Source organism: Pseudonocardia bannensis, from assembly GCF_012911875.1.
GTDB classification, from domain to species: domain Bacteria; phylum Actinomycetota; class Actinomycetes; order Mycobacteriales; family Pseudonocardiaceae; genus Pseudonocardia; species Pseudonocardia bannensis.
This window is the reverse complement of sequence record NZ_JAAXKZ010000091.1, coordinates 1-25,457: the sequence shown is the minus strand read 5'-3', so window position 1 is coordinate 25,457 and position 25,457 is coordinate 1. Positions and strand designations below refer to the sequence as shown.

At 73.7% G+C, this 25,457-nt stretch carries 28 protein-coding genes; 8 read left to right on the top strand and 20 right to left on the bottom strand.

From position 1 onward, the window contains the following. Positions 1-21: 21 nt before the first annotated feature. Together HF519_RS21140 and HF519_RS21135 are read right to left on the bottom strand one after the other, a co-directional pair. Complete coding sequence (locus HF519_RS21140) at positions 22-1,419, bottom strand: glycine--tRNA ligase (protein ID WP_169414723.1); 1,398 nt, start codon at positions 1,417-1,419, stop codon at positions 22-24. Between the two features lie 127 nt (positions 1,420-1,546). Beyond that, positions 1,547-1,879: an antibiotic biosynthesis monooxygenase family protein gene (locus HF519_RS21135; RefSeq protein ID WP_169414722.1), complete on the bottom strand. Its 333-nt coding sequence runs from the start codon at positions 1,877-1,879 to the stop codon at positions 1,547-1,549. A gap of 96 nt (positions 1,880-1,975) precedes the next feature. On the opposite strand from HF519_RS21135, the gene HF519_RS21130 reads away from it, so the two are divergent. The 4 genes from HF519_RS21130 to HF519_RS21115 all read left to right on the top strand — a co-directional run bounded on the left by HF519_RS21130 (position 1,976) and on the right by HF519_RS21115 (position 3,831). After that, the gene (locus HF519_RS21130) at positions 1,976-2,341 is read left to right on the top strand and encodes an ArsR/SmtB family transcription factor (RefSeq protein WP_169414721.1); all 366 of its coding nucleotides are present in this window, start codon (positions 1,976-1,978) and stop codon (positions 2,339-2,341) included. Continuing rightward, on the top strand, positions 2,338-2,760 hold the full coding sequence (locus HF519_RS21125; RefSeq protein WP_169414720.1) for a Fur family transcriptional regulator: 423 nt from the start codon (positions 2,338-2,340) through the stop codon (positions 2,758-2,760). The genes HF519_RS21130 and HF519_RS21125 overlap by 4 nt, the downstream gene beginning before the upstream one ends. Positions 2,761-2,862: 102 nt before the next feature. Then, positions 2,863-3,522 carry a hypothetical protein gene (locus tag HF519_RS21120; protein ID WP_169414719.1) on the top strand — a complete coding sequence of 220 codons (660 nt, stop codon included), beginning with the start codon at positions 2,863-2,865 and terminating at the stop codon, positions 3,520-3,522. A 36-nt stretch (positions 3,523-3,558) separates the two neighbouring features. Then, on the top strand, positions 3,559-3,831 hold the full coding sequence (locus HF519_RS21115; protein ID WP_211170367.1) for a hypothetical protein: 273 nt from the start codon (positions 3,559-3,561) through the stop codon (positions 3,829-3,831). 25 nt (positions 3,832-3,856) lie between these two features. On the opposite strand, the gene HF519_RS21110 is transcribed toward HF519_RS21115, so the two are convergent. The 16 genes from HF519_RS21110 to hrcA all read right to left on the bottom strand — a co-directional run bounded on the left by HF519_RS21110 (position 3,857) and on the right by hrcA (position 19,210). Continuing rightward, entirely contained in the window at positions 3,857-4,267 is a 411-nt protein-coding gene (locus tag HF519_RS21110; RefSeq protein WP_438826424.1) for a hypothetical protein, read from the bottom strand. Then, on the bottom strand, positions 4,261-5,055 hold the full coding sequence (locus HF519_RS21105) for an isoprenyl transferase (protein ID WP_169414717.1): 795 nt from the start codon (positions 5,053-5,055) through the stop codon (positions 4,261-4,263). Before HF519_RS21105 ends, HF519_RS21110 begins: the two co-directional genes overlap by 7 nt. Positions 5,056-5,111: 56 nt before the next feature. After that, positions 5,112-5,957: a DNA repair protein RecO gene (gene recO, locus HF519_RS21100; protein WP_312860254.1), complete on the bottom strand. Its 846-nt coding sequence runs from the start codon at positions 5,955-5,957 to the stop codon at positions 5,112-5,114. A 34-nt stretch (positions 5,958-5,991) separates the two neighbouring features. Beyond that, positions 5,992-6,909, bottom strand: coding sequence for a GTPase Era (era, locus tag HF519_RS21095; RefSeq protein WP_169414716.1), 918 nt, complete (start codon positions 6,907-6,909; stop codon positions 5,992-5,994). Positions 6,910-6,958: 49 nt separating this feature from the next. Beyond that, on the bottom strand, positions 6,959-8,212 hold the full coding sequence (gene lhgD / locus HF519_RS21090) for an L-2-hydroxyglutarate dehydrogenase (protein ID WP_169414715.1): 1,254 nt from the start codon (positions 8,210-8,212) through the stop codon (positions 6,959-6,961). Beyond that, positions 8,209-8,574 carry a cytidine deaminase-like protein gene (locus tag HF519_RS21085; RefSeq protein WP_169414714.1) on the bottom strand — a complete coding sequence of 122 codons (366 nt, stop codon included), beginning with the start codon at positions 8,572-8,574 and terminating at the stop codon, positions 8,209-8,211. Before HF519_RS21085 ends, lhgD begins: the two co-directional genes overlap by 4 nt. Beyond that, positions 8,552-10,015, bottom strand: a complete 1,464-nt coding sequence (locus tag HF519_RS21080) for a hemolysin family protein (RefSeq protein WP_169414713.1) — start codon at positions 10,013-10,015, stop codon at positions 8,552-8,554. Before HF519_RS21080 ends, HF519_RS21085 begins: the two co-directional genes overlap by 23 nt. Positions 10,016-10,021: 6 nt before the next feature. Next, a complete protein-coding gene (ybeY, locus tag HF519_RS21075; protein WP_169414712.1) occupies positions 10,022-10,558 on the bottom strand; it encodes an rRNA maturation RNase YbeY in 537 nt (178 codons plus the stop codon). Positions 10,559-10,661: 103 nt separating this feature from the next. Further along, on the bottom strand, positions 10,662-11,684 hold the full coding sequence (locus tag HF519_RS21070) for a PhoH family protein (protein WP_246244765.1): 1,023 nt from the start codon (positions 11,682-11,684) through the stop codon (positions 10,662-10,664). A 307-nt stretch (positions 11,685-11,991) separates the two neighbouring features. Beyond that, entirely contained in the window at positions 11,992-12,525 is a 534-nt protein-coding gene (locus HF519_RS21065; RefSeq protein WP_169414710.1) for an isochorismatase family protein, read from the bottom strand. A 50-nt stretch (positions 12,526-12,575) separates the two neighbouring features. Further along, positions 12,576-14,207, bottom strand: coding sequence for a thiamine pyrophosphate-binding protein (locus tag HF519_RS21060; protein ID WP_169414709.1), 1,632 nt, complete (start codon positions 14,205-14,207; stop codon positions 12,576-12,578). A 7-nt stretch (positions 14,208-14,214) separates the two neighbouring features. Continuing rightward, positions 14,215-14,991 carry a cyclase family protein gene (locus HF519_RS21055; RefSeq protein ID WP_169414708.1) on the bottom strand — a complete coding sequence of 259 codons (777 nt, stop codon included), beginning with the start codon at positions 14,989-14,991 and terminating at the stop codon, positions 14,215-14,217. Positions 14,992-15,069: 78 nt separating this feature from the next. After that, on the bottom strand, positions 15,070-15,897 hold the full coding sequence (locus HF519_RS21050) for an alpha/beta hydrolase family protein (protein WP_312860253.1): 828 nt from the start codon (positions 15,895-15,897) through the stop codon (positions 15,070-15,072). Between the two features lie 213 nt (positions 15,898-16,110). Beyond that, positions 16,111-16,911 (bottom strand): 16S rRNA (uracil(1498)-N(3))-methyltransferase, encoded by an 801-nt coding sequence (locus HF519_RS21045; RefSeq protein WP_169414706.1) that lies wholly within the window; start codon positions 16,909-16,911, stop codon positions 16,111-16,113. A gap of 36 nt (positions 16,912-16,947) precedes the next feature. Continuing rightward, the gene (dnaJ, locus tag HF519_RS21040) at positions 16,948-18,108 is read right to left on the bottom strand and encodes a molecular chaperone DnaJ (protein ID WP_169414727.1); all 1,161 of its coding nucleotides are present in this window, start codon (positions 18,106-18,108) and stop codon (positions 16,948-16,950) included. An 82-nt stretch (positions 18,109-18,190) separates the two neighbouring features. Continuing rightward, entirely contained in the window at positions 18,191-19,210 is a 1,020-nt protein-coding gene (hrcA, locus tag HF519_RS21035; protein ID WP_169414705.1) for a heat-inducible transcriptional repressor HrcA, read from the bottom strand. Between the two features lie 170 nt (positions 19,211-19,380). On the opposite strand from hrcA, the gene HF519_RS32505 reads away from it, so the two are divergent. The 4 genes from HF519_RS32505 to HF519_RS21015 are packed head-to-tail and all read left to right on the top strand — an operon-like array spanning position 19,381 to position 23,177. Beyond that, positions 19,381-20,535, top strand: a complete 1,155-nt coding sequence (locus tag HF519_RS32505) for a LolA-like protein (RefSeq protein WP_211170363.1) — start codon at positions 19,381-19,383, stop codon at positions 20,533-20,535. Beyond that, positions 20,532-21,524 carry an ABC transporter ATP-binding protein gene (locus tag HF519_RS21025; protein WP_211170362.1) on the top strand — a complete coding sequence of 331 codons (993 nt, stop codon included), beginning with the start codon at positions 20,532-20,534 and terminating at the stop codon, positions 21,522-21,524. Before HF519_RS32505 ends, HF519_RS21025 begins: the two co-directional genes overlap by 4 nt. Beyond that, positions 21,521-22,351: an ABC transporter permease gene (locus HF519_RS21020; protein WP_169414703.1), complete on the top strand. Its 831-nt coding sequence runs from the start codon at positions 21,521-21,523 to the stop codon at positions 22,349-22,351. Before HF519_RS21025 ends, HF519_RS21020 begins: the two co-directional genes overlap by 4 nt. Positions 22,352-22,394: 43 nt before the next feature. Continuing rightward, entirely contained in the window at positions 22,395-23,177 is a 783-nt protein-coding gene (locus HF519_RS21015) for a methyltransferase domain-containing protein (protein WP_169414702.1), read from the top strand. A 224-nt stretch (positions 23,178-23,401) separates the two neighbouring features. Here HF519_RS21015 and HF519_RS21010 read toward each other — a convergent pair whose 3' ends face one another. Then, entirely contained in the window at positions 23,402-24,208 is an 807-nt protein-coding gene (locus tag HF519_RS21010; protein ID WP_312860252.1) for an esterase/lipase family protein, read from the bottom strand. An 88-nt stretch (positions 24,209-24,296) separates the two neighbouring features. Further along, a partial coding sequence (gene hemW, locus HF519_RS21005) for a radical SAM family heme chaperone HemW (RefSeq protein WP_211170361.1) occupies positions 24,297-25,457 on the bottom strand: 1,161 nt, incomplete at its 5' end.

Sequence of the window (25,457 nt, the reverse complement as noted above, 5' to 3'; positions counted from 1 at the left end):
GCGCAGCGCCGGGGCCCGGGGTCAGGCGCCGAGGAGGCGGGCGGCGAGGTAGGGCTCGACCTGGTCGAGGGCGACCCGCTCCTGGGCCATCGTGTCGCGCTCGCGGATCGTCACAGCCTGGTCGGTCAGCGTGTCGAAGTCGACCGTGATCGCGAACGGGGTGCCGATCTCGTCCTGGCGCCGGTAGCGCCGGCCGATCGCACCGGCGTCGTCGAAGTCGACGTTCCAGTTCTTGCGCAGCTGCTGGGCCAGGTCCCGGGCCTTCGGTGAGAGGTCGGCGTTACGCGACAGCGGCAGCACCGCGGCCTTCACCGGGGCGAGCCGGCGGTCGAGGCGCAGCACGACCCGCTTGTCGACGCCGCCCTTGGCATTGGGTGCCTCGTCCTCGGAGTAGGCCTCGATGAGGAAGGCCATCATCGAGCGCCCGACGCCGGCTGCCGGCTCGATCACGTACGGCCGGTACCGGGTGCCGGTGGCCTGGTCGTAGAACGACAGGTCGACGCCGGAGTGGTTGGAGTGCGTGGTCAGGTCGAAGTCGGTGCGGTTCGCGATGCCCTCGAGCTCGCCCCACTCCTGCCCGGTGAACCCGAAGCGGTACTCGATGTCGACCGTGCGCTTCGAGTAGTGGGACAGCTTGTCCTTGGGGTGCTCGAAGTGGCGCAGGTTCTCCTTCGCGATCCCCAGGTCCGTGTACCACTTCGTGCGCTCGTCGATCCAGTACTGGTGCAGTTCCTCGTCGGTGCCCGGCTCGACGAAGTACTCCATCTCCATCTGCTCGAACTCGCGGGTGCGGAAGATGAAGTTGCCCGGCGTGATCTCGTTGCGGAAGCTCTTGCCCATCTGGCCGATGCCGAACGGGGGCTTGCGTCGCGACGTGGTCTGCACGTTCAGGAAGTTCACGAAGATGCCCTGCGCGGTCTCCGGGCGCAGGTAGTGCAGGCCCTCCTCGGACTCGACGGGGCCGAGGTGGGTCTTGAGCATCATGTTGAACTCGCGCGGCTCGGTGTACTGGCCGCGGGTGCCGCAGTTCGGGCACGGGATCTCGGACAGGTCGCCCTCGGCGACGTCCTTGCCGGTGCGCTCGTTGTACTCCTCGACGAGCTGGTCGGCGCGGAACCGCTTGTGGCAGCTCTGGCACTCCACCAGCGGGTCGTGGAACGCGTTGACGTGCCCGGACGCGACCCACACCTGGCGGGGCAGGATCACCGACGAGTCGAGGCCGACGACGTCCTCGCGGCCGGTGACCATCGAGCGCCACCACTGCCGCTTGATGTTCTCCTTCAGCTCGACGCCGAGGGGCCCGTAGTCCCAGGCCGACCGCGTGCCGCCGTAGATCTCCCCGGAGGCGAAGACGAATCCGCGGCGCTTCGCCAGCGCGACGATGGTGTCGATCTTTGCGGAACTCGGCTTGCTGGCCACGGAGGTACTCCTGGAAACGGTGTCAGCGGGTGTCAGCGGGTGGTGCGCGGGGCGGCGGCGCTGACGGCGAACACGTGACCGCCCCTGTTCAGGTTAGCCGTCGGGGACGGGTCGACCCGCCGCGGGCTCAGTCGCCGGTGAGCAGGCTCTCGTGCTCGTGCACGGCACCACCCTCACCACTGAACAACGTCTCGAACCCGGCCGGCTCTTCCGTCAGCGCCTCGGACAGCAGCGGGACGACGTGCTCCCGCACCGGGAACGGGGACAGCGCCCGCCGGTAGGCATCGACCGAGGCGAACCGGACCACGAGCACCCAGCGCTCCGGGTCGTCCACCGCCCGGCCGAGCTCACCGCCCCGGCACCCGGCGGCGGCCGTCAGCAGTTCCAGGGCGTGCCGGGCGCGGGCGGCGAACGCGGGCGCCTCGGCGGACGGCACGGCGAAGCGGCAGACGAGCAGCACGACCCGACAATGTAGACGCGCCTACGATGGGGGTGCGGCCGGTAGTGGGGATCCACCAGGGGGCGTGGCCGCCGCCCTCGAGGGATGAGGACGACGATGTCGATCACGGACGGCACGCACACCGAGGAGCACGTGCACTCCGAGGAGCGCGCCGCCGCCGCCCCGGCCCCGGTGCGTACCCCGCGGACCCTGGCCGCGGCCGGGGATCTGCTGCGGGCGCTGGCCGCGCCGGTGCGGATCGCGATCGTGCTGCAGCTGCTGGAGTCCTCGCGGTGCGTGCACGACCTTGTCGATGCCCTCGGCGTCACCCAGCCGCTGATCAGCCAGCACCTGCGGGTGCTGAAGTCGGCGGGGGTGGTCCACGGTGAGCGGCAGGGACGCGAGGTGGTGTACTCACTCGTGGACGACCACCTCGCCCACATCGTCGTCGATGCGGTGGCGCACGCCGAGGAGACTGGATGACGGACACCCAACCAGCGACGAACCGCGTCCTGCGAGCCACCCGGCAACGCGCCGCGGTGTCCTCGCTGCTCGACCGACTCGACGACTTCCGCTCGGCCCAGGAGATCCACGAGGAGCTGCGCCGGACCGGGGAGGGCATCGGGCTGACCACCGTCTACCGGACCCTGCAGGCGCTGGCCGACGGTGGCGAGGTCGACGTGCTGCGGACCGGGAGCGGGGAGGCGGTGTACCGCCGGTGCGAGTCCGCCGACCACCACCACCACCTCGTGTGCCGCAGCTGCGGGCGGGCGGTGGAGATCGAGGGTCCCGCGGTGGAGTCGTGGGCCCAGCGCGTCGCCGACGAGCACGGTTTCACCGAGCTCAGCCACACCGTCGAGATCTTCGGGCTGTGCCGGGACTGCGCCGCCGCGCGCAGCTGACCTGCTCTCCCACCGCTCACCGAGCCGTCTCATAACGAGATCTCCGGGGCCCCGCCACGCCGCTAACCTCCGGCCGATGCACGCGAGGAAGCGGGGTTGGTCGTGACCGACACAGGCGACACGAGTGGGGCGAACGGCAGCGCGAACGGTGCCGTGGCGGCGGCGCCGAGTTCGGTCCGTGCACTCGACACTCCGGAGTCCGGTGAGCTCGCTCAGCTCGCGGCGGTGTTCGAGGACCTGCAGTACGTACTCCGCTGCTGCGAGCACCTCGTCACGGCCCTCGGCTCCCCCGACGCGGGCCCGGTCCGTGTCGACACCGACACCGCACTCGTCGAGGCGCTCTGGACCGGGGCACTGATCGGGTATGTCCGCTGCTTCTCCGGACGCACGAAGGTGCTCGCCGAGGACGACCTCGCGGCGCTCGGACTCGACGGCGACGTCCTCGAGTTCCACGGCATGTTCAAGAAGCTGCGCGACCACTACGCGTCGCGGCACGTCAACCCGCGCGAGGCGTTCACCATCGGTGCCGCGCAGTCGAACGACGGTTCGCCGACCGGGGTCGCGGTGATCTCCGCGCCCCGGCCGATCGTCGACGACACGACGGTCCGGCTGCTCGGGCGCATCGCCTACGGCCTCAGCGGGCTGGTCGACGCGCGGATGCAGGAGGCCCAGAACCGCGTGCTCGGGGCCGCCCGGCAGATGACCCCGGTGCAGCTGAGCCGGTTGCCCCTGGTGCACCTGAGCGACGAGCCGACCGGCTGATCCGGCCCGGCCTTGCCGGGCGCTGCGTTCACCCGGTTGGATGCAGCCGTGGAGTTCCGGGTCGACGGCCTGATCATGGTGCTGGACGGCGCGGTGCTGGAGGTGTTCGGCGGGGCGGTGGACGGCAGCCGCCGGTTCCACCGCGACCAGGTCGGCATGCGGGTCTGGCCGCAGCCCGGCGGGGTCTACCGGGTCCAGTTCGGGCTCGCCGGCGCCCGCGGGCTCGAGGCCGCCGTCGCCCTCGAACTCGACTCCGCGCAGTACGACGAGTTCCAGCGGTTCATGGAACGGCTGCAGACCGCCCTGTGACCTGCCCGGCGGCCGACCCGCCGAGCTATCCGATGAACTCCGCCCGCACCGTCGACGCGTTGCTCACCACCAGCATCAGCAGCGTGCCCATCGCCTGCTCCTCCAGGCCGACGGCGGGGAAGGCGTAGCGCAGGGTGATGTCCCAGCCGTGCTTGCCCCGCACGGCGCCGAGGGTGCCGAACAGCCCCTCCCCGGCCCGCAGGCCGACCCGGCAGGGCACGTCCTCCCGCTCCAGGGGCAGGTCCCACGCCACGACGCAGGTCAGGTTCAGCACCGGCAGGCCCTCGGCCAGCTCGAGCCCCTGCAGCACGCAGAGGACGTCGCCGTGGCGGAAGGTGATCGCGCCGTCGGGGTCGACGTTCACCTCGAGGTAGCGCTCGAGCGCGCGGCGGGCGGTGCCGAGCATCTCCGGGATGGCGCCCTGCTCGCTCACGATGCGGCCCCACCCGAGTCCGGCGCGTCCTGCGCGCCGCCGAACCGGCGGTCGCGGCGGGCGTAGATCTCGACGGCCTCCCAGATGTGCCGGCGGTCGAAATCGGGAAAGAGCGTGTCCAGGAAGACCATCTCCGCGTAGGCCGACTGCCAGAGCAGGAAGTTCGACGTGCGCTGCTCGCCGGAGCTGCGCACGAACAGGTCGACGTCGGGCATGTCCGGCTCGTCGAGGTACTTCGCGATCAACTTCTCGTCGATCTTGTCCGGCTTGATCCTGCCGGCCGCGACGAGCCGGCCGATCTCCCGCACCGCGTCGGCGATCTCGGCGCGCCCGCCGTAGTTGACGCACATGGTCAGGTTGAGCACGTCGTTGTCGCGGGTCTTCTCCTCGGCGATCTCCAGCTCGCGGATCACGCTGCGCCACAGCCGCGGGCGACGACCGGCCCAGCGCACCCGCACGCCCATCGCGTGCATCTCGTCGACCCGGCGGCGGATGACGTCGCGGTTGAAGCCCATCAGGAAGCGCACCTCGTCGGGGCTGCGCTTCCAGTTCTCCGTGGAGAACGCGTACGCCGAGAGCCAGCGCACCCCGAGATCGATGCAGCCGCGCGCGACATCCATCAGCGACGCCTCGCCGCGGCGATGCCCCTCGATCCGCGGCAGGCCGCGGGCGTTGGCCCACCGGCCGTTGCCGTCCATCACCAGGGCGATGTGGTTCGGCACCAGCTCGGGCGGGATCGCCGGCGGCCGGGCACCCGACGGGTGCGGCGCGGGCGGCTGGAAGGAGGACACGGCCCCCCACCCTACGTACGGCGCGCCGACCGGTCGTGAGCGGATGGCCCGCCCGGTCAGCCCCGGCCGTCGGCGGGGACGGGCTCCGGCTGCGCGGGGCGCGGTTGCGGGCCCTGCGCCGTCGTCCCCGCTGCCGGCGCCGATGGTGGAGACGACGGAGACGACGGAGTCGCGCGCCGCTCCACCAGCGGCAGCGAGCGCAGCTGCCGCTCCAGGTGCCACTGCAGGTGCGCCGCGACGAGCCCGCTGGTGTCGCGCCGGGTCGCCTGACCGGCCGCGTCGGCCGCCCCCCAGTCGCCGTGCAGCAGCGCGTCGAGCAGCGCGAACGTCTCCGGTGACGGGGTGACCGACCCGGGCGGACGGCAGCGGGGGCACACCGCTCCCCCACCGGCGACGCTGAACGCGCGGTGCGGGCCGGGCTCCGCGCACCGCGCGCACTCGGTGATCGCGGGCGCCCAACCGGCATGGGTCATCGCGCGCAGCAGGAACGCGTCGAGCACCAGCGAGGGGTCGCGCTCGCGGCCGGCCAGCGCCCGGACCGCCCCGACCAGCAGCAGGTACACCCGCAGGGCCGGCTCGCCCTCCTCCGACACCAGCCGGTCGGCGGTCTCGAGGATGGCGCAGCCCGCGGTGTAGCGCGGGTAGTCGCTGATCACCCCGGCGCCGAACGCGTCGACGGTCTGCGCCTGGGTGATCACGTCCAGCGTCCGGCCGGTGTAGCACTGCACGTCGACGTGGTTGAACGGCTCCAGCCGGGCGCCCCACCGCGAGCGGGTGCGGCGCACCCCCTTGGCCACCGCACGGATCTTGCCGTGCCGACGGGTCAGCAGCGTGACGATCCGGTCGGCCTCGCCCAGCTTCTGCACGCGCAGCACCACGCCGGTGTCGCGGTACAGGCTCACCCGCGCAGCCTACGACGCACGCCCGACGAGCGCGTCAGAAGCCGAGCTTGCGCAGCTGGCGCGGGTCGCGCTGCCAGTCCTTGGCCACCGTGACGTGCAGGTCCAGGTAGATCCTGGTCCCGAGCAGCGCCTCGATGTGCCGGCGCGCAGCGGTGCCCACGGCGCGCAGCCGCTCACCGCCCTTGCCGATCACGATGCCCTTCTGGCTCTGCCGCTCCACGTAGATCGTGGCGTGCACGTCGAGCATGTCGTCGCGGTCCTCGCGCGGGATCATCTCCTGCACGACGACGGCGATGGAGTGCGGCAGCTCGTCGCGCACACCCTCGAGCGCGGCTTCCCGGATCAGCTCGGCGACGAGCGTCTCCTCCGGCTCGTCGGTCAGCTCGCCGCCGGGGTACAGCGGCGGGCCCTCCGGCAGCCGGGCGACGAGCAGGTCGGACACCAGCCCGACCTGGAAGCCGTCGACGGCCGAGACCGGGACGACCTCGGCGAAGTCCATCAGCCCGCTCAGCTCCGTGAGCCGCTGCACGATCTGCTCGGGCCGCGCCAGGTCGGTCTTGGTGACGATCCCGATCACCGGTGTGCGCGCCGCGACGGACCGCAGCTCGTTGACGATGAACTCGTCGCCGCGGCCCACCGGCACGTCCGCCGGCACGCAGAACCCGATCACGTCGACCTCGGTCCAGGTCTCGCGGACCAGGTCGTTGAGCCGGCTGCCGAGCAGCGTGCGCGGCTTGTGCAGCCCCGGGGTGTCGACGACGACGAGCTGGGCGTCGGGCCGGTGCACGATGCCGCGGATCGCGTGCCGGGTGGTCTGCGGGCGGCTCGACGTGATCGCGATCTTGGATCCGATCAGGGCGTTGGTCAACGTCGACTTGCCGGCGTTGGGGCGCCCGACGAAGCAGGCGAATCCGGAACGGTGGTCGTCGGGGACCTGTGCGAAGCCGGTCATGCCGACCCCCCTCGTGAGCGGTGATCGTGGCTGTGGCGACGGTGGCCGCTCACAGTGGGGCCAGCCGTTCGCCGGTCAGTCGCGCCAGGATCTCCCGGCCGATCGGCAGCGCGGCCGTGGCGGCCGGGGACGGCGCGTTGAGCACGTGCAGGACCGAGCCCGGCCCGGTGCCCTGGCCGGCGAACAGGAAGTCGTCGACGATCGAGCCGTCGGGGCGGACCGCCTGCGCGCGCACCCCGGCGTCGGCCGGCTCGAGGTCGGTCGCGCGGACGTCGGGCAGCATCCGCTGGATCTGCGTGGCCATGGCCTCCCTCGACAACGACCGGAGCACCTCGCCCAGCCCGTAGCGCCAGTGTCGCCGGGCCAGCCGCAGCGTGCCCGGATAGGTCAGCGAGCGCAGCAGCTCCGTGGGCTTGACGGTGCTCCAGGAGTACCCCTCACGGGCCAGCGCGAGCACCGCGTTCGGGCCCGCGTGTACGTGCCCGTCGACCCCGCGGGTGGCGTGCACCCCCAGGAACGGGAACGCCGGATCGGGCACCGGATAGATCAGGCCCTGGACCAGCTCGTCGGCGGGCGCCCGGAGTCCGGAGTACTCACCGCGGAACGGCACGATCCGGACTCCCGGGTCGGCGCCGGAGGCCGTGGCGAGCTCGTCGCAACGCAGTCCCGCGCAGACGACGGCCTGCGAGCCGAGCAGGTCGCCGTCGTCGGTCCGCACCACCACGTCGTCGGTCCGCCGGACCACCCGGTGCACCGTGCGGCCGGTGTGGATCTCGCCGCCGTCCTTCGCCACGAGCTCGCCGAGCTTCTCGGTGATGGACCGGTAGTCGCAGACACCGGTGGAGGGCACGTACAGGGCCGCGATCCCGCGGACGTGCGGCTCGTACCGGCGCATCCCGGCCTGATCGAGCTCGTGCGCCTCGACCCCGTTGGCCTTCCCGCGGCGGGCGAGCTCCGCCATCCGCGGCAGCTCTTCGGGCTCGGTGGCGACGATGAGCTTGCCGCTGACGCGGTGCGGCAGATCGTGTTCACGGCAGAACGCGACGGTCTCGGCGCAACCGGCCACGGCGAGCCGTGCCTTGAGCCCGCCGGGGGCGTAGTACAGCCCGGAGTGGATGACGTTCGAGTTGCGGCCGCTCTGGTGGCCGGCGAGGCGCGGCTCGCGCTCGACCACGGCGACGGACCGGCCCGTGCGGACCACCGCGTGCGCGGTGGCCAGCCCGACGATCCCGCCGCCGACCACGACGACGTCGAACCGCGGGGTGGGTGGCAGCGCCGCCGCGGGTCTGCTCGGGCGGCTCATGCCGACGGTGCGGCGGTGAGGACCTCGAGGACGGTGCCGCCGGTGTCGGCGACGAGGACGGCGGCACCCGGCGCGAGCTCGCGGACGGCGGCCAGCGAGGGCGCGTCGACCGTACCCGCGCCGGTGACGACGGCGGCGGCCTCGAGCCCGGGTGCCCCGCTGGACACCGCGGCGGCCACGGCGGCCTGCAACGCGGTGAGCTGCAGCGAGGGCAGCGCGACGGTGGCGGCGGTGTACGTGCGCCCGTCGGTGTCACGGACGGCGGCGCCCTCAGCGGCCCCGGTCCGGGCGCGCGAGGAGCGGGCCAGGGTCACGATCTTCGCGTCCTCGGGGTCGAGGTCACCGCTGGGCGTGCCGGACATCTGTTCCCTCCCGACGGGTGGCGCCGTCTCCGGCACCCGACCCGTTCTGTTCTGCGTCCTCCGCGGGCCGTGCCGCGGTCTCGTCGGCGTCGGCGCTCTCGGCGCCGTCAGGGCGGTCGGCACCGTCGCCGCCGGCGGCGGTGACCATCGGGCTGACCAGGACCGAAGTGATCCGGATCCGCCCGCGGGCGTCCTTGCCGCCCTCCGCCAGCAGGTGCAACCCGGCCACCTCGACCTCGGCGCCCGGCAGCGGCACCCGGCCCAACCGCTGGGCCAGCAGCCCGCCGACGGTGTCGACGTCCGCGGCGGCCAGCGCATCGGCCAGCTCGTTCTCCAGGCCGGAGTCGGGGGATCCGGTGCTGAACAGCTCGCCGAAGTCCTCCACCGGGAGCCGGGCGGCCACGCGCAGCCTCCCGCCGTCCAGCTCCTGAACCGCGGGCACCTCCTCGGAGTCGTATTCGTCGGTGATCTCGCCGACGATCTCCTCGAGGATGTCCTCGATCGTGACGACGCCGGCGGTGCCGCCGTACTCGTCGACCACGATGGCCATGTGGTTGCGGGTGCGCTGCATCTCCTTGAGCAGCTCGTCGACCCGCTTGCTGTCGGGCACGAACACCGCCGGGCGCATGACGTCGACGAGCGACGGGTCCTGGCCGCCGGAGTGCAGGGCGCCGACCAGGTCCTTGAGGTAGGCGACCCCGACGATGTCGTCGATCCCCTCGCCGAGCACGGGCAGCCGGGAGTAGCCGCTCTTCAGGGCCAGCCGCAGCACCTTCTCCACGGGGGTGTCCCGCTCGACCCAGATCACGTCGGGTCGCGGCACCATCACCTCGCGGACCAGGGTGTCGCCCAGCTCGAACACCGAGTGGATCATCTGCCGCTCGTCCTCGTCGACCACGCCGCGGGTGCTCGCCATGTCGACGAGCTCACGCAGTTCGACCTCGGAGGAGAAGGGGCCCTCCCGGAAACCGGGGCCGGGGGTGATCGCGTTACCGACCAGGATCAGCAGCTTGGTCAGGGGCGAGAGCAGCGTCGCGAGCGCGCGGATGGGCGCCGCGATCAGCATGCCGACCCGATAGGGGTGCTGGCGGCCGAGCGTGCGCGGCCCGACCCCGATCAGCACGTAGCTGACCACCACCATGATCACCGCCGCCAGCAGGACGCCCAGCCACGGCGGGTCGATCAAGCGACCCAGCGCGACGGCGAGCAGCACCGTGGCCACGGTCTCGGCGGCCAGCCGGAGCAGCAGCAGCAGGTTGACGTGCCGCGGCCGGTCGGCGGCCACCGCGGCCAGCGCCCGCGCCCCGGGCCGTCCGAGCCGGACCAGCGCCTCGACCCGGGCCCGGGACACCGAGTTCAGCGCCGCGTCCGCCGCGGCGAACACACCGGCGAGCGGTATCAGCAGCACAGCGATCACGATCATCGTGATGGTGGTGCTCATCGTCGGTCAGTCGTCCTCGAGTCCGACGGTGCCGAGCACGTGCGAGTCGCTGCGGCGCTGCGCCTCGCGGGCCGCGGCCTGCGCGCGGCCGGTGTTCCAGTCGGCGAGCAGCTTGTTCTGCAGGCCGAACATCTCGCGCTCCTGCTCGGGTTCGCCGTGGTCGTAGCCGAGCAGGTGCAGCACGCCGTGCACGGTGAGCAGGTGCAGCTCGTCGGCGAGCCCGTGCCCGGCCTTGCGGGCCTGGTCCTTGGCGAACGCCGGGCAGAGCACGACGTCACCGAGGAGCGCGGGCCCGATGTCGGGGGCGTCCGGGCGGCGGCTGTCCTCGGCCAGCTCGTCCATCGGGAAGGCCATCACGTCGGTCGGCCCCGGCTCGTCCATCCAGCGCTCGTGCAGTTCGGTCATCACCTCCGTGGTGACCGCGGTGATCGCCAGCTCGACAGCCGGGCTCACCCCCATCGCGTCCAGCGCGTACCGCGCCACGGACACGATCAGCGACTCGTCGACGGCGATGCCCGACTCGTTGCAGACCTCGATGCTCACGCTGGGAACCCCTGAACCCCTGAACGACAGCCTGACGCTGTTGACCAGCATCGAGGGTAGTCGGCGCGCGGATCGGCCCGAGCAGCGCGTGTGCCTGCGCGGCTCAGCGCCGCCGCGAACGCCGCGCCTGTTCCGGACCGGTACGCGGGGCGCTGGCGAGCCCGCGCCGGTCGTTGGTGGCGTCCCAGCGCGCGTAGGCGTCGACGATGTCGCTGACCAGCCGGTGCCGTACCACGTCGGTGCTGGTCAGCTGGGCGAAGTGGACGTCGTCGACACCCTCGAGGATGTCGCGCACCACGTTGAGCCCGGAACGCACCCCGCCCGGCAGGTCGATCTGGGTGATGTCACCGGTCACCACGATCTTCGAGCCGAAGCCGAGCCGGGTGAGGAACATCTTCATCTGCTCGGGCGTGGTGTTCTGCGCCTCGTCGAGGATGATGAACGCATCGTTGAGCGTGCGACCGCGCATGTAGGCCAGCGGCGCGACCTCGATCGTGCCGGCGGCCATCAGCTTCGGGATGGACTCCGGGTCGATCATGTCGTGCAGCGCGTCGTAGAGCGGCCGCAGGTACGGGTCGATCTTCTCGTAGAGCGTTCCGGGCAGGTAGCCGAGCCGCTCCCCCGCCTCGACGGCCGGGCGCGTGAGGATGATCCGGTTGACCATCTTGGCCTGCAGCGCCTGGACCGCCTTGGCCATCGCCAGGTACGTCTTGCCGGTACCGGCCGGGCCGATCCCGAAGACGATCGTGTTGGCGTCGATCGAGTCGACGTAGCGCTTCTGGTTGAGCGTCTTGGGGCGGATGGTCTTGCCGCGCCGGGACAGGATGTCCAGGCTCAGCACCTCCGCCGGCGACTCCCCCCGGATGGCCGCGGCCGCCGGGTCGTCACCGGAGAGCATCTCGACGGTGCGGCGCACCGTGTCCTTGCCGACCTGCTGGCCGCGCTCGGCCAACGTGATGAGCTCGGTGAACACCCGTTCGGCGAAGGCCACGTCGGCCGGGTCACCGGAGAGCGTCAACTCGTTGCCGCGCACGTGCACGTCGGCGTCCAGGAGCTCTTCGGCCGTGCGCAGGCTCTCGTCACGTGAGCCGAGCAGGGCGAGCAGGGCGGTGTCCGGTACCGCCATCCGCGACTGGACGGGCTCCGGCTCGATCCCGGTCACGACCCCGCCTCGCTGACGCTCGCCGGCGTCGTGCCCAAGGTCGATGTGTCGGACGATGACCTCGCGCGCTCGGTCAAGTTGACTGCCGCCTGCTCTCTGCTGCTCTGCTCGTGCCGCCGGTCCTGCGGCGGCCTGTCGGTCGAGCCCGATGTTACCGGCTGACACCGACAGGCCGCCGCCTCTTTCGGCTCGGGCGACCCACCCGGGTGGACCTGCGACGGGACGGACGGCCGGACCAGCGGGTGCTGCGACCCCGGGTGCCGCCCGCCGGTCAGCGGATCAGCTTCTGCACCTCGCGGAACCGCGGATGGGTACTGTCGGCCAGCCACTCGAACAGCACCATCTCGGTGGTGACGATCTCGGCACCGTGCGCGCGGGCCCGCTCGATCGCGGCCACCCGGTTGGCCGGGTCACGCGAGCCGATCGCGTCCGCGACGAGCACGACCCGGCGCCCGGCCCCGAGCAGACCGAGGACGGTCTGCAGCACGCAGACGTGCGCCTCGCAACCGGCCACCACGATCTCGTCGCGGCCGGGGGGCAGCAGCGTCACGAAGCCCGGTTCGGCGGTCGCCCCGAACGCGGTCTTGGACAGCACGAGCTGCGGGTAGCCGGCGACGTCGTCGACGGTCGGTCCGAGCCCGTCCGGGTTCTGCTCGGTCGCGGCCACCGGTACGTCCAGCAGACCCGCCCCCTCGGCGAGCCGCACGGCGTTCGCCACGACGGCGTCGGCACCGGCGATCGCCGGCATCAGCCGCTGCTGCAGGTCGATCAGCAGCACGACGGACCTGGCGGCGGAAACCAGCATGCGGATCACCGTATCCGCAATCAGCCGCCGCGTTGCCGCCAGGAGCGCCGTCAGTGCCCTTGGAACGCCTCGGACAGCCACCACGAGCCGCCGTCCGAGGCGATCTTGGCGTCCACCAGCAGCGGCGCGCTGCGCGGACCGGCGACCCAGTCGGCGACGCCCTTCAGATCTCCGGGGCACCGCACCGTGACGGCCTCGAAACCGAAGCCTCGGGCGATCGCCGCGATGTCGGTCTCGGGGAACCGCACCGTCTCCAGGTCGGCGCCGACGAAGTGGTGCACCTCCGCCCCGTAGCCCCGGTCGTCGTACACCACGACGACCATCGGGATCCCGAGCCGGACCACCGTCTCCAGCTCCGAGACCCCCATCAGGGCGCCCCCGTCGCCGAGCGCGGCGACGGCGAGCCGGTCGGGGCGGGCCAGCGCCGCGCCGAGCGCGGTGGCCAACCCCAGCCCGATGGACTGGAAGCCCTGGGTGAAGCAGAACCCGAACTCGTCCGGCACGGCGAGATAGGCGCTCGGGTAGCCCATGAAGTTGCCGGAGTCGACGGCGACGACCCGCTCGGTCGGCAGGACGTCGTCGAGCCCGATCGACAGCGTCCGCGGATCGATCCCGTCGCGGCCGGTCAGGTCGTCGAACGGGACGTCGCGCCACCGCACCCGCGCGTCGATCTCGGAGCGGACCTCGTCCGTGCGGTAACCGGTCGCGGTATCCGGGCCGAGCTCGGCGAGCACGTCGGACGCGGTCGCCCCGACGTCGCCGAGCACCCCGAGGTCGACCGGCCGGTTTGCACCGATCGCGTCCGGGTCGAGGTCGACCTGCACGACCCGGGCATCGGGGCCGATGAGCCGGCCGTGCCGCATCGTCCACATGTTGAGCGCGCAGCCCCAGCCCACGACGAGGTCCGCGCCGGCGATCAGCTCGGCGGCCAGCGGCGAGGCGAACCCGCCGGAGATCCCCAGCGACCACGGATCGTCGTGGAAGAGCCCGGCCGCCACGGCCGAGGTGGCCAGCAACGCCCCGGACGCCTCGGCCAGCGCCCGCAGCTCGTCCCGGGCTCCCCGGGCGCCGCGGCCGGCGACGAACACCGGGCGCCGGGCCCCGGCGATCAGCTCCGCGAGCGCGGCCACGGCACCGGCGGCCGGGCGGCCGGCGGCGAGCTGCGGCACCGCGGGGACCACGACGTCCGCGGGCGCCTCCATCGCCTGCACGTCCAGAGGCAGGTTCAGCACCACTGTCCGGCGCTGCTGGACGGCGGTGCGGTAGGCGCGCACCGTGTCGGCGACCGCGCTGGCGGGCGAGTGCACCCGCTCCGCGACCGCCCCGACCGCGCTGACCAGCGCGTCCTGGTCGATCCGGAAGTTCGACCGCACCGCGGCCCCACCGGTGTCGGCGGCGAGCACGATCAGCGGGGTGCGGCTCTTGGCGGCCTCGGTGATCCCGGTCAGCGCGTTGCTCAGCCCGCAGCCCTGGTGCACCGACAGCACCGCGGGGCGCCCGCTCATCCGCGCGTACGCGTCGGCCATCGTCGCCGCGCCGCCCTCGTGCCGGGCCGCGACGAACGGGACGCCGCCGGCCCGCAGTGCGTTCGTGACGTGGAAGTTCCCGCTGCCGACGACACCGAACGCCTGTCCGACGCCCAGTTCGGCGAGCGTCCGGCCGACCAGCTCAGCGACGATCATGGGATGTTCACTCGCCCTCCACCAGTGCCAGCACCCGTGCGGGGCTTCCCGACCCGCCGACGATCGGCAGCGGCCCGGTGATCACCACCGCGCCGGTGGCGGGCAGCCGGGCCAGGTTCTGCAGCTGCGTCAGGCCGTACTTGCCCGCGCCGAGCAGGAACGAGTGGCACGGGAACGGCGGATCGAACGAGTGCGCCCCGCCCGCGTCGGTGCCGACGGTCTCCACCCCGACCCCCAGGATCGGGGTCTCCTCGGCCAACCAGCGCGCGCACTCGGCCGAGATCCCGGGGGTGTGCGGGCCGTTCTCGTCAGCGTTCAGGAACTGCGCCGCGTCCTCGCTGCGGGCGTCCCACCCGGTGCGGTAGAGCAGCCAGCCGCCGTCCGGCAGCGGGCCGTGCTCGGCCTCCCACGCCCGGACGTGGGAGATCTCCAGCAGGAAGTCAGGATCCTTCGCCGACTCGGCGGCGAAGTCGAGCACCACCGCGGGCGCGACGAGGCGCTCCGCCGGTACCTGCGAGATGTCCTCCCCGTCCCGACCGGTCACCCAGTGCACCGGCGCGTCGAAGTGGGTGCCCGTGTGCTCGCCGGTGTGGATGTCGTTCCAGTACCAGGCCGGACCGCGGTCGTCGTAGCGGCTGATCTCCTCCAGGCGCAGCGGAATGGTGTTCGCGAACGGCTCCGGCAGTTGCAGGATCGGTGTGCCGGGATGCAGCGGCGCGGTGAGGTCGACGACCTCGACACGGCGAGAGCGGAGCGCCTCGAGCAGGTCCTGCAGCACCGACATCACATCTCCCAGGGGCTTCACGGACGGGGCGGACCGGCACAGCATCGCCCACCCCGTGCGCTCCCGGCCATCCGCCCGTCAGGGCAACAGCCGTTCCACCGCGTCGCGGCAGGCCGTCCAGGCATCGGTACCCGGCTTGATCACGGCGAAGTGGTCGACGCCGGGCAGTTCGACGAGGTCGGCGCGGTCCCCCGCCTTCCGTGCGGCCGCGACGAACCGTTCGCTCTGGCGCAGCGGGACGTTCCGGTCGGCGGTCCCGTGCACGCACACCACGGGCACCCCCATCGGCACCCGCGCGGCCGGCGAACCGACGGCGTACCGGTCCGCGACCTCGGACGGCACCCCACCCAGCAGGTCCTCGACCGCACCGGCGCCCACACCCCGTTCGGCCGCGTCGACGAGGTCGAGGACCCCCGCCTGGCTGACGACGCCGCGCAGCCGCACCCGCGGGTCGGCGCCGGGCGCCCCTGTCGGCAGGCCCGGCCGCGCGGCCAGCCAGGCGCCCAGGTGCCCGCCCGCCGAGTGCCCGAGCGCGACGACCCGGTCCAGATCGAGCCGCCCACCGGCGGCCTGCTGACCCTGCCCCGCCAGCAGGTCGGCCGCTGCGGCGACGTCGTCGAAGGTGGCGGTCCAGCCACCACCCCCGCCGACCCGGCGGTACTCGATGTTCCACGTCGCGAGCCCGGCACCGGCCAGTTCCGCGGCCAGCGGCCTGCCCAGCTCCAGGCCGTGGACCTGCCGCCAGAATCCGCCGTGCACGATCACGACGACGCCGCGCACGGGCCCGTCGCCCGCCGGCACGGTGAGCTCGCCGAACTGGCTCGGATGATCGCCGTAGGACAGCCGTACCGGCCCCGGCGACCCGCCGGCGGCCAGGTCCGTCGACACGGGACGGCGTCGGCTCACGGGGAAGATCATGACAGGTTCTCGGCAGATACGCCGAGCCGGTTGCCACGCCGCAGTGGACGTGGGGGGACACCCACCGCGACGTGGCGCCACCGGACGAGGGGGACTCCCCGGCGGCCCGGCGGATGCGGACATCCGCGGCCTGATCTGGTCGCACCAGGCGACCCAGTCACGGCCGAGGATAGACCGCGTGGATCCGAGGTTGTTGCGGAGTCACCCGGTTGACGACAGCGTGTCCGTCTCGTCCCTCCGGATGGCCCACCGTCCGGTCAGCGCTCCGAGCGCACCGAGCGCGACCGCCGCGGCGGTGGACGCACGCAGCACCTCCGGCCCCAATCGCACCGCACGGGCGCCGGCCGCGACGAGCTCGGCGACCTCGGCCTCCGAGACCCCGCCCTCCGGACCGACGATCAGCAGCAGGTCCCCGTCGGCGGGCAGTTCACCGGCCGCGGCCAGCTCACCGAGCCCGACCCTCGCCCCCTCGTGCAGCACGAGGGCCCGGTCCACCTCGGCGACCCGCCGGGCCAGCGCCGCCGTCGTGACGGGTTCGGAGACCTGGGGGACCCACGCCCGGCGGGCCTGCTTGGCGGCCTCGCGCACCGTGCTGCGCCAGCGCGCGAGCGCCTTGTCCCCGCGCGGCCCCGCCTCCCACTTCGCGACGCAGCGCGCGGCCTTCCACGGCAGGATCCCGTCCACCCCGGCCTCGGTGGCCGTCTCCACGGCCAGCTCCCCGCGGTCGCCCTTGATGAGCGCCTGCGCGAGCAGCACCCGTGGGGCGGGCAGGTCGAGCTGGAACCGCTCGGTGACCTGCAGCGACAGCTCGTCCCGGCCGACGGCGTCGACGACCGCGCGGGCGAGTCCGCCGCGACCGTCGGCGAGCAGGACCTCCTCGCCCACGCGCAGCCGCTTCACCGTGGCGGCGTGCCGGCCTTCCGGGCCCGAGAGCTCCGTGGCCGCACCGGCCGCAGGCAGCGGGTCGGGTCCGTCGACCAGAAACAGCGGTGCCGTACTCACTGCCCGATCATCCCAGGGCCGTCCGCGCGGGCCTGCTCAGCGCCCGCCGAAGGAGTCGCGCAGCCGGGAGAACAGCCCGTGCCCGTTGCGGCCGCCGGCCCCCAGGTCCGGCTGCTCCTCACCGCGCAGCGCGGCCAACTGGCGCAGCAGCTCGGTCTGGTCCTTGGTGAGGTTCGTCGGAACCGTGACGTCGACGTGCACCATGAGGTCACCCTGACCGTCGACCCGCCCGGTCGAGCGCAGCCGGGGCATCCCCTTGCCGCGCAGCGTGCGGACGGTGCCGGCCTGGGTACCGGGCTCCACGTGCAGCTCCTCGGTGCCGTTCAGGGTCGGCAGCGGCAACGTGGTGCCGAGCGCCGCCGCCGTCATCGGCAGCGAGACCGTGCAGTGCAGGTCGGCGCCGTCGCGGGTGAAGACCTCGTGGGGGATCTCCTCCACCTCGACGTACAGGTCACCGGCCGGACCGCCGCCCGAGCCGACCTCGCCCTGCCCGGCCAGCCGCACCCGCATGCCGTCGGCGACGCCGGCGGGGATCCGCACACCGACCGTGCGACGCGAACGGACCCGCCCGTCGCCCGCGCACTGCCGGCACGGCTCGGGAATGATCTCGCCGAAACCGCGGCAGGTCGGGCACGGCCGCGACGTGACGACCTGGCCGAGGAACGAACGCTGGACGCTCTGCACCTCGCCGCGACCGCCGCAGATGTCGCACATGGTCGGCGAGCTGCCCGGGGCGCAGCCCGAGCCGGTGCACTCCGAGCAGATCACCGCGGTGTCCACGGCGAGCTCGCGCTGCACGCCCGTGGCGCACTCCTCGAGCGTCAGCTGCATGCGGATCAGCGCATCGGCGCCCGGCTGGACCCGGCTGCGCGGGCCGCGGCCACGGCCGCCCCCGGTGCCACCGAAGAACGCGTCCATGATGTCGCCGAAGCCGAACGCGCTGAACGGGTCGGCGCCACCGGCACCGCCGCCACGCCCGTTGTCCAGCGGGTCGCCGCCGAGATCGACGATGCGTCGCTTCTCGGGGTCGGTCAGGACCTCGTACGCGGTGCTGACCTCGCGGAAGCGCTCCTGCGCCGCCGGGTCGGGGTTGACGTCGGGATGCAGCTCCCGGGCCAGCCGGCGGTACGCCCGCTTGATCTCGTCTGGGCCGGCACCGTTGTCGACGCCCAGGATCCCGTAGTAGTCCCGTGCCACCCTTGCGTTCCCCATGATCCTTCAGCTCGGTGTTGCTCTTGGGTTGCTCTTGGTTGCTCGATCGGCCTCACCGCAGCGCCGCTCAGCGCCCGGCCAGGATCTCACCCACGTAGCGGGCGACCGCATGCACCGCCGCGATCGTGCCCGGGTAGTCCATCCGGGTCGGGCCGACGACACCCATTCCACCCAGCACGGTCCCGGCGCCGTAACCGATGGAGACCACCGACGTGGCCCGCATCTCCTCGACCTCGTTCTCCTCGCCGATCCGCACGGTGACCAGGCCCGGGTCCTGGGCCGCGGCCAGCAACTTGAGGACGACGACCTGCTCCTCGAGCGCCTCCAGCACCTGGCGCAGCGAGCCCGGGAAGTCGGCCACGTTGCGGGTCAGGTTGGCGGTGCCGCCCAGGACCAGACGCTCCTCCGGGTGCTCGACGAGGGTCTCGATGAGCACCGTGGACAGCGTGGTCGCGACGTCGCGCAGTTCCGAGGGCACCTTCTCCGGCAGCTCGGCGACCGCCGCCGACGCCGCGGCCAGCGGGCGGCCGCCCAGCGCACCGTTGATCAGGGCGCGGAGGGTGGCGACGTCGTCGTCGGAGAGGACCTCGCCGAGGTCGACCACCCGCTGGTCCACCCGGCCGCTGTCGGTGATCAGCACCAGCATCAGCCGGGCCGGTGTCAGCGAGACGACCTCGAGGTGCCGGACGGTCGAGCGGGTCAGCGTCGGGTACTGCACGACGGCGACCTGCCGGGTCAGCTGAGCCAGCAGACGGACGCTGCGGCGCAGCACGTCGTCCAGGTCGACCGCGCCTTCCAGGAAGGCCTGCACCGCCCGTCGTTCGGCGCCGGACAGCGGTTTGACCTGCGTCAACCGGTCGACGAACGCTCGGTAGCCCTTGTCGGTGGGTACCCGGCCCGCACTCGTGTGAGGTTGGGCGATCAGGCCGTCCTCCTCGAGCACGGCCATGTCGTTGCGGACCGTCGCGCTGGAGACGCCCAGGTTGTGCCGCTCCACGATCGCCCGTGAGCCCACGGGCTCGTGGGTGGACACGTAGTCGGCGACGATCGCCTGCAGCACCGCGAACCGGCGCTCATCGGCGTTCACCGCCCACCTCCTCGATTTCCACTCGATTGTCAACGCTCACCATGTTCCGGCCCAGTCTAGGCGTTGACCGAGCGATGCGGTCGATGCACGACGGCGACCAGGGGCGTGACCTCGGCCGGACCCAGCGCGCGTGTGGCGGATCCGTGCACACCACGAGCACACCCGGCCCTGTGGCATCGTCGGATGACATGGTCGCCGCGCACCGGTTCAGTCGGCGGTGGCTGTTGGTCGCCGCCGGCGCAGCCGCGCTCGTGGGGCTCGGGGTGGCACGCGACGCGCCGCCGGCCGGGGCGGGCCCCGACCGGACGCCCGAGCAGTGGCGCACGCTGCTGCTCGGCTCTGCGGCGCAGCCCTACGTCGGGTACGCGCTCAGCCGCGGCCGCCTGGGGCTTCCCGACCTCCCTCAGCTCGAGCAGGTGACCGAGCTGCTGGCCTCGACCACCCGGATCCGGGCGTTCGTCGCCGGGCCGGACCGCTGGCGGGTCGACGAGCTCACCCCGGCCGGCGAGCGCGGCACCTACCGGCTCGGCGACGTCGACGCCGTCTGGGACTTCGGCGCCAACCAGCTGACCCGCGTCATCGGCACGACGCCGGTGCGGCTGCCCCGCGCCGCCGATCTGCTGCCGCCGGAGCTGGCCCGCCGCCTCGTCGGCCTCGCGCCGGGCGACTCGGTGTCCGCCCTGCCCGCCCGGCGGATCGCGCACCACAGCGCCGCCGGAGTGCGGGTGACACCCCGCGACCCGGACACCACGATCGGCCGGGTCGACATCTGGGTCGAGCGGTCGAGCGGACTGCCGCTGCGGGTCGAGGTCGCCGCCCGCGACGACCCTGCGCCCGTGCTCATCACCGAGTTCCGGGACGTCGACCTGACCGCTCCCGATGCCGGCGTGCTCGTCCCCGCCGTCCCGCCAGGAGCAGGGTCGGTGCGCACCCAGGCCGCCGACCTCACGGGTGCGCTGCGGGTACGTGACCCCGCTTCGCCCCCGGACCGGCTGGCCGGCCGCGACCGGGTGCGGCTCGGCGGCCCTGGGGGCTCCGACGAGCTCCCCGGGGTCGGGCTGTACGGCACCGGGCTGGCCGGGTTCGCGCTGATCCCGCTCCCCGGTCGGGTCGCCCGGCGGGCGATCGACGGAGCGACCGGCGCCGGCGGGGTGCCCGTGGCGGTCCCGGACGGGGTGGCGGTCCGGCTGAGCACGCCTCTGATGTCGGTCGTGATCCGCGGTGGGGCGGGACGCGGCCGGGGCGGCGTGCTCCTCGTCGGCACCGTGGCCCCGGAGGTGCTGGAGCAGGCGGCGCGCGAGCTGCCGGTCAGGAGGCGCGCATGAGCGTGGACGGCGCCGCGATCACCGATGTGATCGCCACCGACGGGCTCACCAAGCGGTTCGGCCGGGTGACGGCCGTCGACTCGGTCGACCTGCGGATCCCCGAGGGCGTCCGGTTCGGGTTGCTCGGGCCGAACGGCTCGGGCAAGACGACGCTGGTCCGGATGCTGCTCGGGCTGGTGCACCCGACGTCGGGGGCGATGGAGGTGCTCGGCCGGAGCATGCCACGGCACGCCGCGTGGGTGCTGCCGCAGATCGGGGCGCTGGTGGAGAGCCCCGCCGCCTGGGGGCACCTGTCCGGGCGGGCGAACCTGCGGCTGCTCGACGCGGCCGGTCCCGGCGGGCTGGGACGGCTGCGGCGTGACCGCCGGGCCCGGGTCGAGCAGGCGCTGGAGCGCGTGGGCCTGGCCGGGATCGACCGCCGGCCGGTGCGCGCCTACTCGCTCGGCATGCGGCAGCGGCTGGGCATCGCGGCCGCGCTGCTGCGGGCGCCGCGGCTGCTGCTGCTCGACGAGCCGACCAACGGGCTCGACCCTCGGGGGATCCACGAGATGCGTGCCCTGTTCACCGAGCTGAACGACGCCGGCACCACGGTCGTGCTCTCCAGTCATCTGCTGAGCGAGGTCGAGGCGCTGTGCACCCGGGTCGGGGTGATGGACGCCGGCCGACTGGTCCTCAGCCAGGACCTGGACGCGCTGCGGGCACCGACCGGGCGCGTCCTGCTGCGCACGCCCGACCCCGCCACCGCGGTGGCGGTGCTCGACGGGCGTGTCGAGCGCCGCTCCGGGGATGTCCTCACCGTCCGCCACGACGACCCGGCCGCGCTCAACGCGCAACTCGTCGCGAACGGGGTGCGGGTGAGCGCGCTGGAGGCGCAGCGCCGCTCGCTGGAACAGGTGATGCTGGAGCTGACCGGGGCGGGCGCGGACCGCGTGGACCGCGGGCGCGGCACCCCCGGCGCCGGTGCCCCCGCCGGGGAGGTGCGGCGGTGATCGCGGTCGAGCTGCGGATGATGCTGCGCCGCCCCCGGGTGTGGCTGTGCTGGGCGCTGCTGTGCGCGCTGCCGGCACTCGTGGCGGTGCTCCTGGCGGCCACCCGGTTGGCGCCGCCGCCGGGCCGCGGTGGGGCCTTCCTGTCGGCGGTCGTCGCCAACGGCCAGCTCTTCCCGGCAGCGGCGCTCGCCCTGGTGCTGCCGGTCTTCCTGCCGATCACCGTGGCGATCGTGGCGGGCGACGCGGTGGCCGGCGAGGCCTCGGCCGGCACCCTGCGCTACCTGCTGGTGCGACCGGTCGGGCGGCTGCGGCTGCTGGCCGCGAAGCTCCTCTCGGTGGCGGTGTTCGTGCTGCTCGCGGTGCTGCTGGTGACGGCGACGTCCTACGGTGTCGGGGTCGCGGCGTTCGGCTTCGGCCCGGACGCGGCGGTCGGCGGGGCCGGGGGGATCGCGTCGCTGTCGGGGGCGGTACTGACCCCGTTCGACCTGCTCCTGCGCACCGCGATCACGGTCGGCTACCTCGCGTTGTGCATGCTGGCCCTCGGCGCCGTCGGGTTGTTCTTCTCGACGCTGACCGACTCCCCGCCGGCGGCCACGCTCGGTGTGCTCGCGCTGGTCGTGGCCGGCGCCGCGCTGCAGCCGCTGGACGCCGCGGCCGCGATCGAGCCGTTCCTGCCCACGGCGCACTGGCTGGCCTGGATCGACCTGTACCGCGACCCGATCCTGTGGGAGGACCTACGGGCGGGCATCGAGGTCCAGGCCGGGTACGTGCTCGTCGCGTTCGGGGCGGCGTGGGCGAACTTCGCGACCAAGGACATCACCAGCTGACCCGGCTACGCTCGACCCGTCGTCCACGGCACCCGGAGGCGCGATGGCGGCAGTGGAGTTCGACGAGGAGACGGCTCGTCAGGTGGACCGCGCATACGCGACCCCGGACGTGGTCGCGCAGCGCGCCGAGGTGCTGGCGCTGCTGGCCCCGCAACCCGGCGAGCGGGTGCTCGACGTCGGATCCGGGCCCGGGTACCTGGTGGCGTCGCTCGCCGACGCGGTGGGCTCCGGCGGGGCCGTGCACGGGCTCGACCCGAGCGGGCCGATGAACGACCTGGCGCATGCCCGCAACGCCGAGCGCCCGTGGGTGCACATCGACTCCGGCGACGCGGCGGCGCTGCCCTACCCCGACGCGACGTTCGACGCGGGCGTCTCCACCCAGGTCTACGAGTACGTCCCCGACATCCCCGGCGCGCTGGCCGAACTGCACCGCGTGCTGCGGCCGGGCGGGCGCGCGCTGATCCTCGACACCGACTGGGACTCCCTGGTCTGGCACGTGGCCGACCAGGATCGGCACGCGCGCATCCTCTCCGCCTGGGAGGAGCACCTGATCTACCCGTACCTGCCACGCCGGCTGGCCCGGCTGCTCGGGGAGGCCGGTTTCCGCGTCGCGGAGCAGCGCGTGCTCCCGCTGTTCAACCCGGCCCTGACGCCGGACTCGTTCAGCGCGAACCTCATGCAGCTCGTCGCGTCGTTCGTCGTGGACCGGCAGGGCCTGACCCGTGCCGACGCCGACGCCTGGCTCGCCGACCTACGGGCCCGCGACGAGGACGGCGAGTACTTCTTCAGCCTCAACCGCTACCTGTTCCTCGCCGTCGCCGCGTAGCACTGCCGGCGAGGCCCCGGCGGCGGCTCCGGGATGGCTCACGACCCTGCTTCTGAGCACCGAGGTGCTGATCACCGTGGCCGCCGGGGTGGGGCCGTGGCGTCGGCTCCGCCGGCCGGCACGAAGCGAGGCCGGCCGACGGGGCTAGATCATCGTCGGCACCTCGGTCGAGCGCGGTCCGCCCTCGCCGTCACGAGCCGACGCGGGGCGAGGCCGTCGCCCGCTCAGGTGCCGGCCGACCGCAGCGACGAGCAGTCGCCCGGCCCGGCGCCCACCAGCGGCCCCGCCGACAGTGCCCGCAGCACCAGCCCGGTGACGACCGGGTCCGCGGGCAGCGCCGAGTGGCTCACCCGCGCGCCCGTGCACACCGACTGCACCGGGACGTTCACGGCGCCGTCCAGGCGCGCGGTGTCCGGGGGCGTGACGATCTCGTCGTCGGCGGTCCAGACCGAGAGCCAGGGCAGCTCGGCGGCCACCCGCTCCCGGTCCAGTTCGGTGAGCTCCGCACTGCCGGGCACGAGCTGGCGGCAGGCGACGGGGCACGCGTCCGGCGCCAGCGCCGCACCGGCGGCGGCCAGCGTCGTCCCGTGCAGCGGCGCCCCCAGCGTGACCACGCGGCGGGCCTTCGACGCGCCGTCCTCGCGCACCACCCACAGCGCGGTCACCACCCCGCCGGCCGAGTAGCCGATCACGTCCACCGACGGCGCCCCCGCGGCCAGCGCCGTGTCGACGGCGTCGTCGAGGACGGCGACCTGTGCGGAAAGGTCCCCGGTGCCGTCACCGGCCAGGGTCAGCACCTCCGCCGAGCGCCCGGTCGCCGCCTCGATCCGGCCCGCCAGGGTGAGCAGCACGTCGCGCCCGCCGCCGTACCCGGGCACGAGCAGTACCGCGCCGGGCATGTCCTGGGCCGGCCGCGCCGACGGTGCCACCGAGGGTCCTGCCGAGCCCATCACCCGCACCCCGACGACGACCGCGGCGACGAGCACGACGGCCGCGAGGACGAGGATGAGCATCCGGCGCCGCGGGCTCACGGCATGCCCGCCGCGACGCGCGAGAACCCCGACACACGCACCCGGATGCCGCGACTCGCGCGCCGGAGAGCCGCGACTCGCGGGGGGGTCATACCGGGGCTCCGGTGAGTCCGGTGAGGAGGTCCTGCACGACGCCGTCGGCGAGCAGGCGGCCGCGGCGGGTCAGCACCGCGCGGCCCGTGGTGAGCGCGGCGCCGTCGAGCAACCCCTCGGCGGACGCGCGGGAGGCGGCCTCCCGACCGGCGTCGTCGAGCAGCGCCAGCGGGAGCCCGGTCGCCAGCCGCAGCTGGAGCATGACCCGCTCGGTGGCCCGCTCCTCCGCCGTCAGCTCCTCCCGGCCACCCTCCGGCGACTCCCCGGCACCGAGCAGCGCGGCGTAGCGCGCCGGGTGCTTGACGTTCCACCAGCGCACCCCGTCGAGATGGCTGTGCGCACCCGGCCCGGCTCCCCACCAGTCGCCGTCGAGCCAGTAACCCAGGTTGTGCCGGCAGGCCGCCGCCTCCGAACGCGCCCAGTTCGACACCTCGTACCAGCCGAACCCGGCGGCGCCCAGGACGTCGTCGATCAGCTCGTAGCGCTCCGCGGCCACGTCGTCGTCGGGGGCCGGCAGCTCGCCGCGGGAGACCCGCCGGGCCAGCGCCGTCCCGTCCTCGACGATCAGGGAGTAGGCGGACACGTGGTCGACCCCGGCGGAGAGCACGGCGTCCAGGGAGGAGCGCAGGTCGTCGGTGGTCTCCCCCGGCGTCGCGTAGATCAGGTCCAGGTTGACGTGCTCGAGGCCGGCCGCGCGGGCCTCCCGCGCCGCGGCGACCGCCCGGCCCGGGGTGTGCCGGCGGTCCAGCACCCGCAGCACGTGCGGGGCGGCCGACTGCATGCCGAGCGAGACCCGGGTGAAGCCGGCCTCCGCGAGCCCGGCGAAGAACTCCGGTGAGGTGGACTCGGGGTTCGACTCGGTGGTCACCTCGGCACCGTCGGCGAGTCCGAACTCGGACCGGATCGTGCCGAGCACCCGGCCGAGACGCTCCGCGCCGAGCAGCGACGGCGTCCCGCCCCCGACGAACACGGTGTCGACGGCCCGGGGCCCGACCGCGCGCGCGGCCAGCGCGAGCTCGCGGCGCAGCGCTTCGAGCCAGCCGTCCGGCGAGGCGCCGGATCCGTCCAGCTCGGAGGGGGTGTAGGTGTTGAAGTCGCAGTAACCGCAGCGCGCCGCGCAGAACGGCACATGGACGTAGACCCCGAACGGGGGCCG

Excerpts from the sequence above, each read along its gene's own strand:
- HF519_RS21130 (WP_169414721.1), top strand. The coding sequence starts at position 1,976 with ATGTCGATCACGGACGGCACGCACACCGAGGAGCACGTGCACTCCGAG.
- HF519_RS21125 (WP_169414720.1), top strand. The coding sequence starts at position 2,338 with ATGACGGACACCCAACCAGCGACGAACCGCGTCCTGCGAGCCACCCGG.
- era (WP_169414716.1), bottom strand. The coding sequence starts at position 6,909 with ATGACCGGCTTCGCACAGGTCCCCGACGACCACCGTTCCGGATTCGCC.
- lhgD (WP_169414715.1), bottom strand. The coding sequence starts at position 8,212 with ATGAGCCGCCCGAGCAGACCCGCGGCGGCGCTGCCACCCACCCCGCGG.
- HF519_RS21085 (WP_169414714.1), bottom strand. The coding sequence starts at position 8,574 with ATGTCCGGCACGCCCAGCGGTGACCTCGACCCCGAGGACGCGAAGATC.
- HF519_RS21080 (WP_169414713.1), bottom strand. The coding sequence starts at position 10,015 with ATGAGCACCACCATCACGATGATCGTGATCGCTGTGCTGCTGATACCG.
- HF519_RS21070 (WP_246244765.1), bottom strand. The coding sequence starts at position 11,684 with ATGGCGGTACCGGACACCGCCCTGCTCGCCCTGCTCGGCTCACGTGAC.
- HF519_RS21065 (WP_169414710.1), bottom strand. The coding sequence starts at position 12,525 with ATGCTGGTTTCCGCCGCCAGGTCCGTCGTGCTGCTGATCGACCTGCAG.
- HF519_RS21060 (WP_169414709.1), bottom strand. The coding sequence starts at position 14,207 with ATGATCGTCGCTGAGCTGGTCGGCCGGACGCTCGCCGAACTGGGCGTC.
- HF519_RS21055 (WP_169414708.1), bottom strand. The coding sequence starts at position 14,991 with ATGTCGGTGCTGCAGGACCTGCTCGAGGCGCTCCGCTCTCGCCGTGTC.
- HF519_RS21025 (WP_211170362.1), top strand. The coding sequence starts at position 20,532 with ATGAGCGTGGACGGCGCCGCGATCACCGATGTGATCGCCACCGACGGG.
- HF519_RS21015 (WP_169414702.1), top strand. The coding sequence starts at position 22,395 with ATGGCGGCAGTGGAGTTCGACGAGGAGACGGCTCGTCAGGTGGACCGC.